We start from the raw sequence: 13,296 nt of genomic DNA, 5'->3' as shown, positions 1-13,296 counted from the left end.
TCTCCTAGGCGCTCTTGGACCGCCGTCGGGATGTGCGCGCAGGCTTGCTCGGCTCGCCGGAACCGGAATCCTCGTCAGCATCGGTGGCCTCTGCGGCACCGTCAGCACTGTCTGCATCATCGGCTGCGCCTTGCCTCCCACGCGAACCGCGGCTCGCCTCGACGCTGCGCCGGAGGGCCTCCATCAGGTCGAGCACCTCCCCCGATTCCTCCTCCACGGTCTCCTCGGCCGTGTATCCCTCGCCCTTCTCGAGCTTGGCGTCGATGAGCGAGCGGAGCTGGATCTGGTATTCGTCCTCATGCTCGGCGGGCACGAAGTCCTTCTCGTAGGCGGCCACCAGCGCCGCCGACATCTCGAGCTCCCTGGCGCTGACCTTCACGTCGCCCTCCAGCGACTCGAACTCGGGGGCCCGGACCTCGTCTGCCCACAGCAGGGTCTGCAGCATCAGCACTTCGCCGCGCACGCGCAGCGCAGCGAGCCGCGTCTTCTGGCGCAGCGTGAACGAGACGATCGCGGTGCGGTCGGACTCCTCGAGCGTGCGGCGCAGCAGCACGTAGGACTTCGCGGAGTTGGAACTGGGCGCGAGGTAGTAGGACGAGTCGAGCATGACGGGTTCGACCTGGTCGGAAGGGACGAACTCCAGCACGTCGATCTCGCGGCTACGTTCGGCCGGCAGGGTCGCGAAGTCTTCACCGGTGAGTACCACGGTCTGCTCATCGTCGACGTACGCCTTGTCGATGTGCTCATACGGCACGATCTCGCCGCACTGCTCGCACTTGCGCTGGTACCGGATGCGTCCGCCGTCGGCGTCGTGGACCTGGTGCAGCTTGACGTCGTGACTCTCGGTGGCGCTGTAGACCGAGACAGGGACGTTGACCAGCCCGAAGGTGACCGACCCCTTCCAGATCGCCCTCATGCTCGCTCCTTCCGTTCCCACACCAGTACACACGCCCCAGTCGCCGCCCGCGAGCCCGGAGTGCCCTCGTGCCACCGTAGGAGACCTCGATGCGTCACGATAGCCCCATGGCCCGCACCGAGACGATCGCCCAGGTCGACGGCCGTCGCCTGCGCCTGACCAACCTCGGCAAGGTTCTGTACCCGGCCACCGGCACCACCAAGGCGGAGGTGATCGGGTACTACTCCGAGATCGCCGCCGTGATGGTCCCGCACTGCGCGGGACGACCCGCAACGCGCAAACGGTGGGTCAACGGCGTCGGCACCGCCGCCGACCCGGGCCAGGTGTTCTTCACCAAGAACCTCGACTCGGGGACACCTGACTGGGTGGCACGGGCGGATCTGGCCCACTCCGATCACACCAATACCTATCCGCTGGTCAACGATCGCCCGACCTTGGTGTGGCTGGCGCAGATGGCCGCATTGGAGATCCACGTGCCCCAGTGGCGCTTCGACTCCTCCGGCCGGCCCCGCCATCCCGACCGGATCGTGTTCGACCTCGACCCGGGGCCGGGCGTCACCCTCCCCGAGGTGGCCGAGGTGGCGCGGTGGATCCGCGATGTGCTCGCCGGTCTGGGATGGGACTGTGTGCCCGTCACCAGCGGCTCGAAGGGGATCCACCTGTACGCCCCACTGGACGGCGGTCACGACGCCGAGCAGATCCGGGGGCTGGCCCGTGAGCTCGCGGTGAGCCTGGAGGCGGACCATCCGGACGCCGTCACCGCGCAGATGGCGAAGGTGGCCCGGCCGGGCAAGGTATTCATCGACTGGAGCCAGAACCACCCGAACAAGACGACGGTGGCGCCCTACTCGCTGCGGGGGCGTGAGCACCCGACTGTCGCTGTGCCACGCACCTGGGCCGAGCTCGAGGACCCGGGGTTGCGGCAGCTGGAGATGGCGGAGGTGCTCGAGCGGGTCGCCGGCCAGACCGGTGAGACCGCTGACCCGATGGCAGCGCTCGAACGTCGGGCACATGCCATCAACACCACCGGCACGAGCGACCTTGCGGGAGATGCACTCACCAGTTACCGCGCCATGCGCGATCCGGCCCGTACGCCCGAACCGGTACCCGATGTCTCACCACTGCCCGGTGGGGAGCGGGTGTTCGTCATCCAGGAACACCACGCCAGCCGTCTGCACTGGGACTTGCGGCTGGCCGATGATGGCGTGCTGGTCAGTTGGGCGGTGCCGAAAGGGATGCCGACGGACCCGACGCGGCAGCACCTGGCGGTCCAGACCGAGGACCATCCGATGGAGTACCTGACCTTCTCGGGAACGATCCCGCGCGGGGAGTACGGCGCTGGGGAGATGACCATCTGGGACACCGGGACCTACGAGGTGCTCAAGTGGCGCGTGGGCGCTGAGCTGATCGTCGCTCTCACGGGGTTGCCGGACGGTGGATTGGCCTCCAGTACCGGGCAGACGTCGACCTTCGCGCTGATCCACACCGGTTCCCGGGCCGAGACGCCGGAGGAAAGGCGGCATTGGCTCCTACACCTGATGACCGGCCGGACGCACGCTGGCCGGTCGGAGGATCCGGCGGGGCGCGCCGCTGTACCGGTCGCTGCCGGGATCTCGACGCCGGTTGCGGAGCCGGACATGGGGCCGGACATGGGGCCGGACATGGGGCCGGACTCAGCGCCGAACTCAGGGCCGGGGGATCGGTCGCGCGCTCTGCCCACCCCGGTGCGACGCGGACCGCGTGCAGCTACACGTGCTGGTGATCGGCCGCCGGAGGGCCGGCCTCCTGCACCCATGCTCGCCTCCCCGGGCTCCCCCACCGACGTGGGTCCCGACTGGGCGATGGAGATGAAGTGGGATGGGCAGCGATGCATCGCGCGCGTAGCGGGCGGGACCGTGCGGCTGTGGGCTCGCAGCGGCCGGGACATCACTGCCTCCTACCCGGAGCTGGCCGAGCTCGCCGACGCCGTCAACGGCGATGCCGTGCTGGACGGTGAGGTCGTCGCGCTCACCAAGGACGGCAGGCCGTCCTTCGAACTACTCCAACCGCGGATGCAGGTCTCCCGGGAGTCGGAGGCACGATCTCTCGCCGCCCGTCGGCCGGTGCACCTCATGCTCTTCGACGTGCTCGAGGTGGCCGGGGTGCCCGTGACCGACGAGCCGTACCGGCACCGTCGGGAGATCCTCTCCGATCTGGTGCGGCCCAGCACCCGGATCCAGGTACCGCCTGCTTTCGAAGGCGATCTGGACGCGGCGATGCAGGCCAGCCGCACCTGGGGCTTGGAAGGCGTGGTGGCCAAGCGACCCGACGGGCGGTACCTGCCGGGGCGCCGCTCGAGCGGGTGGGTCAAGCTCAAGCACACCGAGTCCGTGGAGGTCGTCGTGGGCGGATGGCGCCCCGGTCAGGGCGGGCGGGCAGGTTCCGTCGGGGGTTTGCTGCTCGGTGTGCCGACGGCGGAGGGCGGCTGGCGCTATGTGGGACGAGTGGGCACGGGCTTCAGTGAGAAGGAGGCGCGGGCGTGGGTGGAGAGGTTCGCTCCCCTGGAGATCGGTGAGCCGCCCTTCGACGACGTCCCCGCACTCGACGCCCGCGGGGCGCACTGGCTGCGCCCGGAGCAGGTAGCCGAGGTGGAGTTCGGCGAGTGGTCGGCTGCCGGTCGGCTGCGCCATCCCCGGTGGCGAGGGTGGCGCAGCGATCTCACCGTCGCCGATCTGCGTGCCCTCGACGGCGAACGCTGAGCTCCTCGGCGTCTGAGCCGGCGATGCCGAACAACTCAGCGCTCGGCGGGAAGGGAGTGGATCAGGCGACGTGTGCCAGACCGGAGCGCGGCTCGAAGTCCAACCGCACTCCCGGCGCGTGCCAGCGCCCGGCGTGCAGATCCGCACGACGCAGCACGGGCCGCAGGTGGCCGCGGCGCGCGAGGATGGTTCCCACCACCACGGCACCGAGAAGCGGACCGGTCGCACAGGCGGCCAGTCCCCAGTGGGCGCCGCCAAGCTCGATGACCGCGCCGATGATGAGACCGGAGGCAGCTTGCGCTCCCATGTTGATGAGGACGTACAGGGAGAGCACCCGGCCACGCATCGCCGGGTCAGCATTGGTCTGCACCATCGTGTTGCTGCGGGTGAGGTACAGCAGGCAGGTCATGCCCATCAAGTACAGCACTACGAGGAACAGCCACACACTTCCGACCGCGGCTGCCACCAACTGCAACGAGCCGAGAACCACCGCACCGAGCACCAAGGTACGTAGGCGCAGCCGCCGGGCACGCCCGGCGAGCATCGCACCGGTGATCGCGCCGAGGGCGAGTGTGGAGGTGAGAAGCCCGTAGCCACTCGCGCCGATCTGGACGACCTCGTCGGCGTAGGCGGCGAGCACCGTGGCCATATTGACCCCGGTGAGCGCCACGAACCCGACAAGAACGCAGGTCCACAGGATCTCGGGCCGGTGCCGCACGTGGTGCAGCCCCGCACGCAGCTGCCCCTTCGCACGGGCCACCCGGGGCGCCGGGTACATCTGCGAACGGCGCATCGAGAAGATGAACCAGGCTGCCACGCCGCAGGCGATCGAGTTGGCGATGAACGCCCAGCCATTGCCGACCAAGGCGATCAGGCCGGCGGCGAAGGCCGGTCCGATGAGCGCACCCAGCTGGAACACAGAGGTGTTGAGGCTGATCGCGCGGCGCAGGTGCTCCGGACCGGCGATCTCATGCAGGAATGCTTGACGCGCGGGATTGTCCACGACGATCGTCATGCCGCCGGCGAACGCGGCCAGCAGCACGTGCCACACCTGGACCACGCCGATCACTGTGAGCACACCGAGCACCAGGGTGAACAACCCGAACAGGGACTGGGTGATCGTGAGGATCCGGCGCCGGTCGTACCGGTCGGCCAGCACCCCGCCGAAAAGACCGAAGAGCAGCATCGGGGCGAACTGGAGGGCCACGGTGAGGCCGACCAGGGCGGCGGAACCGCTGAGCTCGAGCACCAACCAGTCCTGCACCACACGCGCCGCCCAACCGCAGGTGCTCGTCAGGGCCATGGAACCGACGTAGAAACGGTAGTTGCGCACCCGCAGGGCGGCGAGCACGGACGACGGCTTGCGACTGGGCCGTACCCGAGGCGTCTCGGGTCGCTGATGAGGCTGGGCCGGCTCGCTCTGGCGGGTACGGGCCGTCGGCGGGTCGAGCACGTTGGCGGCGTCGGTGGGGCTGGCGGCGTCGGTGGGGCTGGCGGAGTCGGCGGGTGGGGTGGCTGTCGGGGCTGAGTGAGCCGAGCGCACGGAAAGTTCCTCGAGAACGAAGGGGGTGAGCAGATCAGGTCTCGCCCAGATCAGGGCGACCAGTTCTACGGTACGGAGAGTCGCCGTCATTAATCCAACGCATACAGCCTATAAGAGCCATTGCGCTCATCAATAGCCGGTCCTATCGTGGTCGAATCATTGACCAATCGAGAAGGTCCCCGTGTTCGAACCCGCCCAGCTCCGCACCTTCCTCACCCTGAGCGAGACGCTCAGCTTCACCCGCACTGCACAGCGGCTCGGGATCAGCCAACCCACGGTCAGTCAGCATGTCGCGCGCCTGGAGAAGGCGGCGAACCGGCGACTCGTCCTGCGGGACACCCACGAGGTCTCATTGACCGACAACGGGCACGCGATGGCCGGCTTCGCCAGAACCATCCTGGCTGCGCACGATCAGGCGACGGCGTACTTCACAGGGTCGGCGATGACCGGGCGACTGCGGTTCGGTGCCGCCGACGACCTCGCCCTGACCCAACTGCCCCGCATCCTGCGCGAGTTCCGCCAGCTGCACCCGAAGATCACGATGGAGCTGACCGTGGCACAGTCACTGGTCCTCCACCGGCGGTTGCTGGCCGGGCACCTGGACCTAGTGTTCATCAAGCAGCTCCCCGACGAGACCACGGGGCGGCTCGTCCGCCGGGACCGGCTCGCCTGGGTGGGGCTCGAGAGTACCGCCCTCGACGCCGGGGACATCGTGCCCCTGATCACCTATCCCAACCCGAGCCCGTCCCGGAACACGGCGACCGGCGTGCTCGAGCGGGCCGGTCGCACCTGGCGGGTCACGTGCACCACCCGCGAGATCCACGGCGTGCTCGCGGCAGTGCGGGCGGGGCTGGGTGTGACCGTGATGGCGCAGAGTCTCGTCCCTGCGGACCTGGTGATCATGCCCGCGTCGTCCGGGCTGCCCGAACTCGGGGACATCGACATGACACTGGTGGACAACCCACGCGCCGCACGCGAACCGGTGGAAGCGCTCAGCTCAGCGATCCTGGGCCGTCACTGATCCCTCGCACGTGAGTGCCGATCAGTCGTCAGTGTCCTTCTCTCGTGCGGCGGCCACAGCCTCCCGCTCCGTGGCCGACTGCACCACGTGATCGATCAGCAACCGGCCCAACACCAGGACGGCGAAGGCCAGCGCCCCATACAGCACCAGGTCGCTGAGTCCGTAAAGCACAAGCCCGAAACCGCCGTAGCGCAACTGGGAGAAGTCGGCGATCGCCGAGAACACGCCGGTGAATGCGAGCCCGCCGGCGAGCAGGATCACGGCGATGAACGCCGTCTTGGCCGTGGACCTGATCGTGGAGGTGGAGAACGTGGTGTCGAACAGGCCCGGGCCCGAGGCGCGTGCTGGGTACGGCATCGCCGTCCCGGGCTCACCGTGCGCACCGGGTGTTCCTGGCGCCACTGGCTGTGGCTGCCCGTAGGCCGCCTGGGCACCATCAGCTGGGTACCCGTAGCTGGGCTGAGCCCCTTCTGCTGAGTAGCCGTAGGCAGGTTGCCCGGGGGCATAGCCACCCTGGCCCGCCTGACCGTACCCGTTGGCCTGGTGCCCGTATCCGTCCGGTGACTGCTGGCTCACGGCCGACCTCCCTCTGTCGTCGACCCCACCCTAGTGCGCCCTACACCCGGCACTGGGGTGAGCACCCGGAGAACGTTCCGGCAGGTGGGCCGGCGACTGGACCAGCACGTCCGCTCACGATCAGAGAGGATGGGGGGTATGGATGCCACTGGATATCTCCGCGACGACGACGCCGGACTGGAGTTGATGTTCGAGCGCGCACTGGACGAACCGATCGATGACGTCTGGTCCTGCTTCGCCACACCCGAGGGCACAGCGGCCTGGATCGGGACCTGGTCAGGCGACGACGTCACCGAGGGCAGCATCGTCACATTCACGATGAACGCCGAGGAGAGCGCCGAGCCCGAGCAGGTCACCGTCATCGACTGCCAGGCGCCGCACAGGCTGCTGATCGAGCTGGCAAGCGAGGCCGGGACCTGGCGGCTGCGCGTCGATCTGCAGGAGGTCGACGGTCGCACGCAGATCGTCTTCGCTCACCTGCTGGAGCAGGGCGAGGAGATCCGCATGATCGGGCCCGGCTGGGACTACTACCTGGACCGCCTGGTCGCGGCCCGCACCGGCGCACCCATGCCGGACTGGTCCGACTACTGGCCGGCGCTGACCGAGCACTACCTCGAACTGGGCTGAGCCGCCTGCGCTGCCAACGCGGCTCGTAGCCGGGCCAGTTCCTCCCACAGCACTGTCGGCACCGCGGCGCCCATACTCGTGAAGTAGTCAGCAATCCCGTCGGCCTCGCTCGTCCAGCCCGCTGCGTCGACGCGCAGCAGCTCCCGCAGATCGTCCGGGTCGAGGGCGAGCCCGTCGAGGTTCAGCTCCTCCGGTTCAGGCAGGGTCCCGACGGCGCAGGCTCGCCCTGGAACCTGACCCTCACCCTGGCGTAGCAACCAGTCGAGCACGCGGATGTTCTCGGCGAACCCGGGCCAGAGGAACCGGCCGTCGGATCCCTTGCGGAACCAGTTCACCGCGGCCACAGCCGGCGGGTGCGTCAGCGAGTCGCCGACCCGCAGCCAATGAGCCCAGTAGTCGGCCATGTGGTACCCGCAGAAGGGAAGCATGGCGAAGGGGTCACGTCGCAGCTCGCCGACAGTGCCCTCAGCAGCGGCGGTGCGCTCGGAGGCGATGGTCGCGCCGTAGAACACCCCCTGGCGCCAGTCGCGCGCGAGCGCGGCCAGCGGAACATTGCTGGCGCGCCGGCCCCCGAAGAGGATCAGGTCCACCGGCACCCCGTCGCCGTCCTCCCAATCGGGGTCGATGAGCGGGCACTGCGCGGCTGCGACGGTGAAACGGGCGTTGGGGTGGGCGGCCGTGCGGCCCGTCTCGGCGGCAATCTCCGGAGTCCAGTCCCGTCCCTGCCAGTCGGTCAGGTGCGCTGGCGGCATGTCGGTGAGCCCTTCCCACCAGACGTCGCCGTCGTCGGTGAGGGCGACGTTCGTGAAGATGACGTTCCTCGTCAGGGTGCGTACCGCCGTCGGATTGGTGGACTCCCCCGTGCCGGGGGCGACGCCGAAGAACCCCGCCTCGGGGTTGATCGCCCACAGCCGCCCGTCCGTGCCGGGCCGCATCCAGACGATGTCGTCACCCAACGTGGAGACCGTCCACTCGGGAAGCACCGAACGCAGCATCGCGAGGTTGGTCTTGCCGCAGGCGGAGGGGAACGCTGCGGCCACGTGGTAGTGACGGCCGTCGGCGTGGGTGAGCCGGATCAGGAGCATGTGCTCGGCGAGCCAGCCTTCGTCGCGAGCGATGGCCGAGGCGATGCGCAGCGCATAGCATTTCTTTCCCAGAAGCGCGTTCCCGCCGTAGCCCGAACCGAAAGACCAGATCTCCCGGCCCTCGGGGAAGTGGGTGATGTACTTGGTCTCGCTACACGGCCAGGGCACGTCTTGGATCCGCGTGCCACCGGAGGCGACCAGCGGCATCCCGACCGAGTGCACGGCAGGAACCCAGCGGGCACCCGCGGCGATCTCCCGCATCGCGGGTGCTCCCATCCGGGTCATGATGCGCATGCTCGCGACGACGTAGGGCGAGTCGGTGATCTCGATGCCCACCTGGGAGAGGCGACCACCGACGGGCCCCATCGAGAAGGGAACCACGTAGAGCGTGCGCCCGCGCATGCATCCGGTGAACACCTCGTTCAGGGTGTCGCGCATCTGGCTGGGCTCGGCCCAGTTGTTCGTGGGTCCGGCATCCTCCTCGCGTGCCGAGCAGATGAAGGTGGCCGATTCCACGCGGGCGACATCCCGCGGATCGGAGCGGGCGAGGAAGCTGTCCGGGCGCAGGTCCGGATTCAGCGGGACGAGTGTCCCGGCGTCGACCATCTGCCGCGTCAAGCGGGCGTGCTCAGCATCGGAGCCGTTGCACCAGACCACGGTGTCGGGCTGAGTCAGTGCCGCGACGTCGGCCACGAACCGTTCGGCCGCAGCGAGTCCGCGGGGCATGGACTCCCCCGGTTCCCGTGGCGGTGTCGGCAGGGCCGCGTCGTCGACGGGCCGGAGTGCGTGGGGAGATGGTGGGGCGTCCAGGGTGCTGGTCATGCTGTTCCTCTCATATCCGCTCGTTCGCGCCTGTATGGCTACTGTGTCGCGAGAATCGCCCGAATGATCACGTCTAGGTCATGCAACTTTCGTGGTTCTTGCACTATCGTCAAGTCATGGTGGATCGACGCAGTTCTTCCCAGAACGGGGGCCGGGCGGCGATGCCTGGGCGAGCGACCTCGCAGGCAACAGGCCGTGGCGACCGTGACAGCAATACCGGACTCGACCCGCTGATACTCGGCAAGCGCATCCGCCATGCCCGCACTAGGGCCGGGCTCACCCTGGCTCAACTCGCCGAGCGCTCAGGATCGACGCCGAGCCAGCTCTCCCATATTGAGAACGGGCGCCGGGAGCCGCGGCTGACGTTGCTCACCACGATCGCGACGGCGCTCGACGTGCCCACCTCCGATCTGCTCGATCACGGCCCGCCACCGGACCGTCGTGCCGAGTTGGAGATCGCTCTTGAGCACGCCCAGGCGGGATCACTGTTCGCGCGCCTGGGGCTGCCTCATGTGCGAGCCAGCAGATCGTTGCCGCTGCCGGTGCTCGAACAGCTCGTGGGCCTGCACCAGGAGATCGCGCGCCGGGAAGCCCAGGCGATCGCGACACCGGAGGAGGCCCGACGGGCCCACACCGAACTGCGCGAGTGGATGCGCGGACGCGACAACTACCTCCCCGAGATCGAGGAGGTCGGCGAGCAGACGGTGCGGGCGGCCGGGTACACGGTGGGCGCCCTGACGCACTCGACGGTGGCACAGATGGCGCGCACCCTCGGCTTCGAGATCGTGCACACGCCCGACCTGCCTCACTCCACGCGGACGGTCACCGACCTGGAGAACGGTCGGATCTATCTGCCGCCGGCGTCGATCCCGGGCGGTCACGGGCTCCGATCCCTCGCGCTGCAGGCGATCGCGCACCGGGTCCTCGGTCACACCCAGCCCGTGAGCTACGCGGACTTCCTGCGACAGCGCCTGGAGATCACCTACTTCGCCGCAACCTGCCTGATTCCGCGTTCGGCGGCCCTGGAGCATCTGGAGCCGCGCAAACGCAGCAAGGACATCGCGATCGAGGACTTCCGGGATGCCTTCGGGGTCACGCACGAGGCGGCGGCCATGCGATTCACGAACCTGGGCACCTCGCACCTGCAGATCCCGGTGCACTTCCTTCGGGCCGGCGAGGACGGCACCCTCGTGAAGGGGTACGAGAACGACGGCGTGGGCCTTCCCGCAGATGTGACCGGCGCTATCGAAGGACAGTACGTGTGCCGGCATTGGGCGGCGCGCGCCGCCTTCGAACGTCGCACCCGAACCACCGAGTTCCACCAGTACACCGACACCCCGAACGGAACGTTCTGGTGCTCAACTCAGACCGGCAGCACCGAGTCCGGGGAGTTCTCGATCACCGTCGGCGTGCCGTTCTCTGAAGCGAAGTGGTTCCGTGGGCGCGAGACCCGCCGCCGGGCCGCCTCGACCTGCCCGGACGAGGCCTGCTGCCGGCGCCCGGACGCCGCACTCACCGATCGCTGGAAGGAGGCGTCCTGGCCGAGCGCGGTCGCTCACTCCCAGGTATTCGCTCCGCTACCCGCTGGCCGGTTCCCCGGCGTGGATGACGCCGAGGTCTACGCCTTCCTGGAGGCCAACGCCCCCGAGTGAAATCAATCGTCGATGTGGCTACTGCCCCACCCGCCCTGGCGAAATCCCACGTCGATCTGGCTACTCCTCCCCCGCCCTACTCGAAATTGCACGTCGAATTGGTTGCTCCGGCAGCAACCAATTCGACGTGCAATTTCGAGTAGGGAAAGAGTCTCCACAGGCGACGCGCGATGTCGTCGTGTCCACAACCCGGTCGCACTCGCGATACACGCCTCCTGGCCGAGGAGACATCGTCGCCGCGTGGACTTCGACCCTCGGCGCGCCTTCCCGGACACGCTCGGCACCTTCACGCCACCGATGGCGGCAGCGGCCGGAGTGAGTCGCGCAGTGCTTCGGTACAAACTCGCCACGGAGGAATGGGTTCGGCTCTGCGGCAGCTCCATCGTTCGATGCGAGGATCGGGATTCATTACTGCACCGCGCGATCGGGGCCGTGCTCACCTGGCCACAGGCGATCCTCTGCCTGCGCACCGCGGCACTCCTGCACGGCCTGCCCGTGATAGACGACGGCGTCGCCCATGTCCTCATGCCGGACACGCGCAAACCGCGACTCAACCTCAGACCGAGCACCTATCGTCACGGTCGCCAAGCGATCCGTCTGCATGGAGTTCCCACCACCGACCTTCACACGACGATCGTCGACTGCCTGGCTCGCCTACCCGACGACGAGGCGTGGAGCCTGCTCGCCTGGGTCCGAACCCGCGAGCTGATCGGACCTGACGACCTCAGCGAACGTGTGCTGCATCGATTCGGCATGACGGGAGTGGTCCGGCTGCGGGAACTGGCGGAAGGTGCGGCGACAGGAGCGCTCAGCGTGGGTGAGCAGCGGCTGCATGACGTGCTCCACGATGCCGGGATCACCGGGTGGCTGGCCGACGTCCCGATCCGGTCCGAGGGACGGATCCTCGCACGCGCGGACATTCTCTTCCCTGACGCGCGGCTGGTGGTGGAGTTCGACGGCGAGCAGTACCACACTCCCGCCGGGGATGAGGAGCGCGATCGCCTGCTCCGCCAGGCCGGGTACCGGGTGCTGCACCTGACGTGGGAGGACGTCACCGTCTTTCCCTGGAAGGTGGTTGCCGAGATCCGAGCTGCGCTAGCTGAGCGCCTGGCGTCCTGAGAGCAACCAATTCGACGTGTGATTTCGGTGGGGGTGGGACGAACCGTAGCCACATCGACGTGTGGCTTCGGTCAGGCGGTGACGACGTTGCCGTCCTCGATCGCGACGGCGACCTCGGGTAGCGGCTCCTCAGCGGGCCCATCGGTTGCCTCGCCTGTGCTCTGGTCGAAGCGCGAACCGTGGCACGGGCAGTAGAGTTCACCGTCCTCGGGACGCACCGAACAGCCCTGATGGGTGCAGATCGCCGAGAACGCGTGCACCTGATCCTCCGCGGAACGTACGACCATGATCTCCACGCCATCCGCCGTCGTGACCGCCTTCGCCTCCCCGACAGCGACCTCGGTGAGCGATATCAACACCGTTCCGGCGCTCACCTCCCCCGCATCTGGTGCCGGCTGAGAGCAGGCCGCAAGCGTCAGCGCAGCGACCCCGGATCCGGTAGCCATGAGGACCTGACGGCGGTTCACGCAGCAGCTCATGGGCCTGAGAGTACCCGAGCGCTGCCGGTGCTGATGGGAGCGTCAGCTGTGGGCGCTGACTCCGTCGATCGCGGCCCGTACCGTCTGGTCGGCCAGGTGGCGCAGCTCGAGGTCCGAGCGACCACGCAACGGACCGGCGATGGCGAGTTGGGCGAACCCGTGGACGGCCGACCAGCAGGGCCATTCCGCCCCGAGGCGTGTCTGCGGGGTCAGGAGCCGGGCCTCGACCATCCCATCGAGAGCCTCGGTGAGCAGAGCGAACGGAGGCGGCACCCGGGAAGGCGACCGGTCGCCGTCACCAGGTTCGGTGAAGAACGCGGCGAACCAGCCCGGTTCGGCAAGCGCGAACTCGATGTAGCCCATCCCGACCGCGTAGAGCCGGTCCCAGGCTCGCCCCTCCTGGGAGGGCCAGTGCCTCAGAATCGTCTCGGCCATGCGGTCGTGCACGGCGGACGAGATCGCTGCGAGCAGGGCGTTCCGGCTACCGAAGTGCCGGTAGGCGGCACTCGGCGTCACGCCGACTGCGCGTGTCGCCTCCCGCAGCGAGAGAGCCTCCGGCCCCCCAGTGCGGACCAGGGCGAGTCCTGCCTCCAGTAGTTCGGCACGGAGGTTGCCGTGGTGATATGTCGCCTCGTCCGTTGCCACCTCTTGCCCCCTCTCGCCCGCATGTCTACAGTGTCAACATAGCCGATGTTCACGGTGTTCACATCTGAGGGAG

General features: G+C 68.5%; 11 protein-coding genes. 5 read left to right on the top strand and 6 right to left on the bottom strand.

Features of this window, described 5'->3' with window-relative positions; genetic code table 11:
* Positions 1 to 4: 4 nt before the first annotated feature.
* Positions 5 to 916, bottom strand: a complete 912-nt coding sequence (gene ku, locus FV560_RS06090; protein WP_159620521.1) for a non-homologous end joining protein Ku — start codon at positions 914 to 916, stop codon at positions 5 to 7.
* A gap of 107 nt (positions 917 to 1,023) precedes the next feature.
* Here ku and FV560_RS06085 point away from each other — a divergent pair, with 107 nt between their 5' ends.
* Complete coding sequence (locus tag FV560_RS06085) at positions 1,024 to 3,654, top strand: ATP-dependent DNA ligase (protein ID WP_159620519.1); 2,631 nt, start codon at positions 1,024 to 1,026, stop codon at positions 3,652 to 3,654.
* A gap of 61 nt (positions 3,655 to 3,715) precedes the next feature.
* Here the strand turns inward: FV560_RS06085 and FV560_RS06080 are convergent, their stop codons facing one another.
* Complete coding sequence (locus FV560_RS06080; protein ID WP_159620517.1) at positions 3,716 to 5,287, bottom strand: MFS transporter; 1,572 nt, start codon at positions 5,285 to 5,287, stop codon at positions 3,716 to 3,718.
* A 91-nt stretch (positions 5,288 to 5,378) separates the two neighbouring features.
* On the opposite strand from FV560_RS06080, the gene FV560_RS06075 reads away from it, so the two are divergent.
* Positions 5,379 to 6,218 (top strand): LysR substrate-binding domain-containing protein, encoded by an 840-nt coding sequence (locus tag FV560_RS06075; protein WP_159620515.1) that lies wholly within the window; start codon positions 5,379 to 5,381, stop codon positions 6,216 to 6,218.
* A 21-nt stretch (positions 6,219 to 6,239) separates the two neighbouring features.
* Here FV560_RS06075 and FV560_RS06070 read toward each other — a convergent pair whose 3' ends face one another.
* Positions 6,240 to 6,794: a hypothetical protein gene (locus FV560_RS06070; protein ID WP_159620513.1), complete on the bottom strand. Its 555-nt coding sequence runs from the start codon at positions 6,792 to 6,794 to the stop codon at positions 6,240 to 6,242.
* 138 nt (positions 6,795 to 6,932) lie between these two features.
* Here FV560_RS06070 and FV560_RS06065 point away from each other — a divergent pair, with 138 nt between their 5' ends.
* Positions 6,933 to 7,421 carry an SRPBCC domain-containing protein gene (locus FV560_RS06065; protein WP_159620511.1) on the top strand — a complete coding sequence of 163 codons (489 nt, stop codon included), beginning with the start codon at positions 6,933 to 6,935 and terminating at the stop codon, positions 7,419 to 7,421.
* Here FV560_RS06065 and FV560_RS06060 read toward each other — a convergent pair.
* Positions 7,403 to 9,232 (bottom strand): phosphoenolpyruvate carboxykinase (GTP), encoded by a 1,830-nt coding sequence (locus tag FV560_RS06060; protein WP_159620865.1) that lies wholly within the window; start codon positions 9,230 to 9,232, stop codon positions 7,403 to 7,405. The two genes, FV560_RS06065 and FV560_RS06060, sit on opposite strands and share 19 nt — an antisense overlap.
* A 257-nt stretch (positions 9,233 to 9,489) precedes the next feature.
* On the opposite strand from FV560_RS06060, the gene FV560_RS06055 reads away from it, so the two are divergent.
* Positions 9,490 to 10,980 carry a helix-turn-helix domain-containing protein gene (locus tag FV560_RS06055; RefSeq protein ID WP_159620864.1) on the top strand — a complete coding sequence of 497 codons (1,491 nt, stop codon included), beginning with the start codon at positions 9,490 to 9,492 and terminating at the stop codon, positions 10,978 to 10,980.
* A gap of 240 nt (positions 10,981 to 11,220) precedes the next feature.
* Positions 11,221 to 12,099: a DUF559 domain-containing protein gene (locus FV560_RS06050; protein WP_159620509.1), complete on the top strand. Its 879-nt coding sequence runs from the start codon at positions 11,221 to 11,223 to the stop codon at positions 12,097 to 12,099.
* Between the two features lie 71 nt (positions 12,100 to 12,170).
* Here the strand turns inward: FV560_RS06050 and FV560_RS06045 are convergent, their stop codons facing one another.
* The gene (locus tag FV560_RS06045) at positions 12,171 to 12,566 is read right to left on the bottom strand and encodes a QcrA and Rieske domain-containing protein (RefSeq protein ID WP_235019955.1); all 396 of its coding nucleotides are present in this window, start codon (positions 12,564 to 12,566) and stop codon (positions 12,171 to 12,173) included.
* Positions 12,567 to 12,620: 54 nt separating this feature from the next.
* Positions 12,621 to 13,223: a TetR/AcrR family transcriptional regulator gene (locus tag FV560_RS06040; RefSeq protein ID WP_159620505.1), complete on the bottom strand. Its 603-nt coding sequence runs from the start codon at positions 13,221 to 13,223 to the stop codon at positions 12,621 to 12,623.
* Positions 13,224 to 13,296: the final 73 nt, after the last annotated feature.

The sequence above is a fragment of the Ruania rhizosphaerae genome (genome assembly GCF_009805705.1).
In the GTDB taxonomy this organism is placed as follows: Bacteria; Actinomycetota; Actinomycetes; order Actinomycetales; family Beutenbergiaceae; genus Ruania; species Ruania rhizosphaerae.
This window is presented reverse-complemented; position numbering and strand designations above follow the sequence as displayed.

What these genes read in the sequence shown, in the direction of transcription:
- FV560_RS06065 (WP_159620511.1), top strand. Translation starts at nt 6,933, where the DNA reads ATGGATGCCACTGGATATCTCCGCGACGACGACGCCGGACTGGAGTTG.
- FV560_RS06055 (WP_159620864.1), top strand. Translation starts at nt 9,490, where the DNA reads ATGCCTGGGCGAGCGACCTCGCAGGCAACAGGCCGTGGCGACCGTGAC.
- ku (WP_159620521.1), bottom strand. Translation starts at nt 916, where the DNA reads ATGAGGGCGATCTGGAAGGGGTCGGTCACCTTCGGGCTGGTCAACGTC.
- FV560_RS06085 (WP_159620519.1), top strand. Translation starts at nt 1,024, where the DNA reads ATGGCCCGCACCGAGACGATCGCCCAGGTCGACGGCCGTCGCCTGCGC.
- FV560_RS06060 (WP_159620865.1), bottom strand. Translation starts at nt 9,232, where the DNA reads ATGCCCCGCGGACTCGCTGCGGCCGAACGGTTCGTGGCCGACGTCGCG.
- FV560_RS06080 (WP_159620517.1), bottom strand. Translation starts at nt 5,287, where the DNA reads ATGACGGCGACTCTCCGTACCGTAGAACTGGTCGCCCTGATCTGGGCG.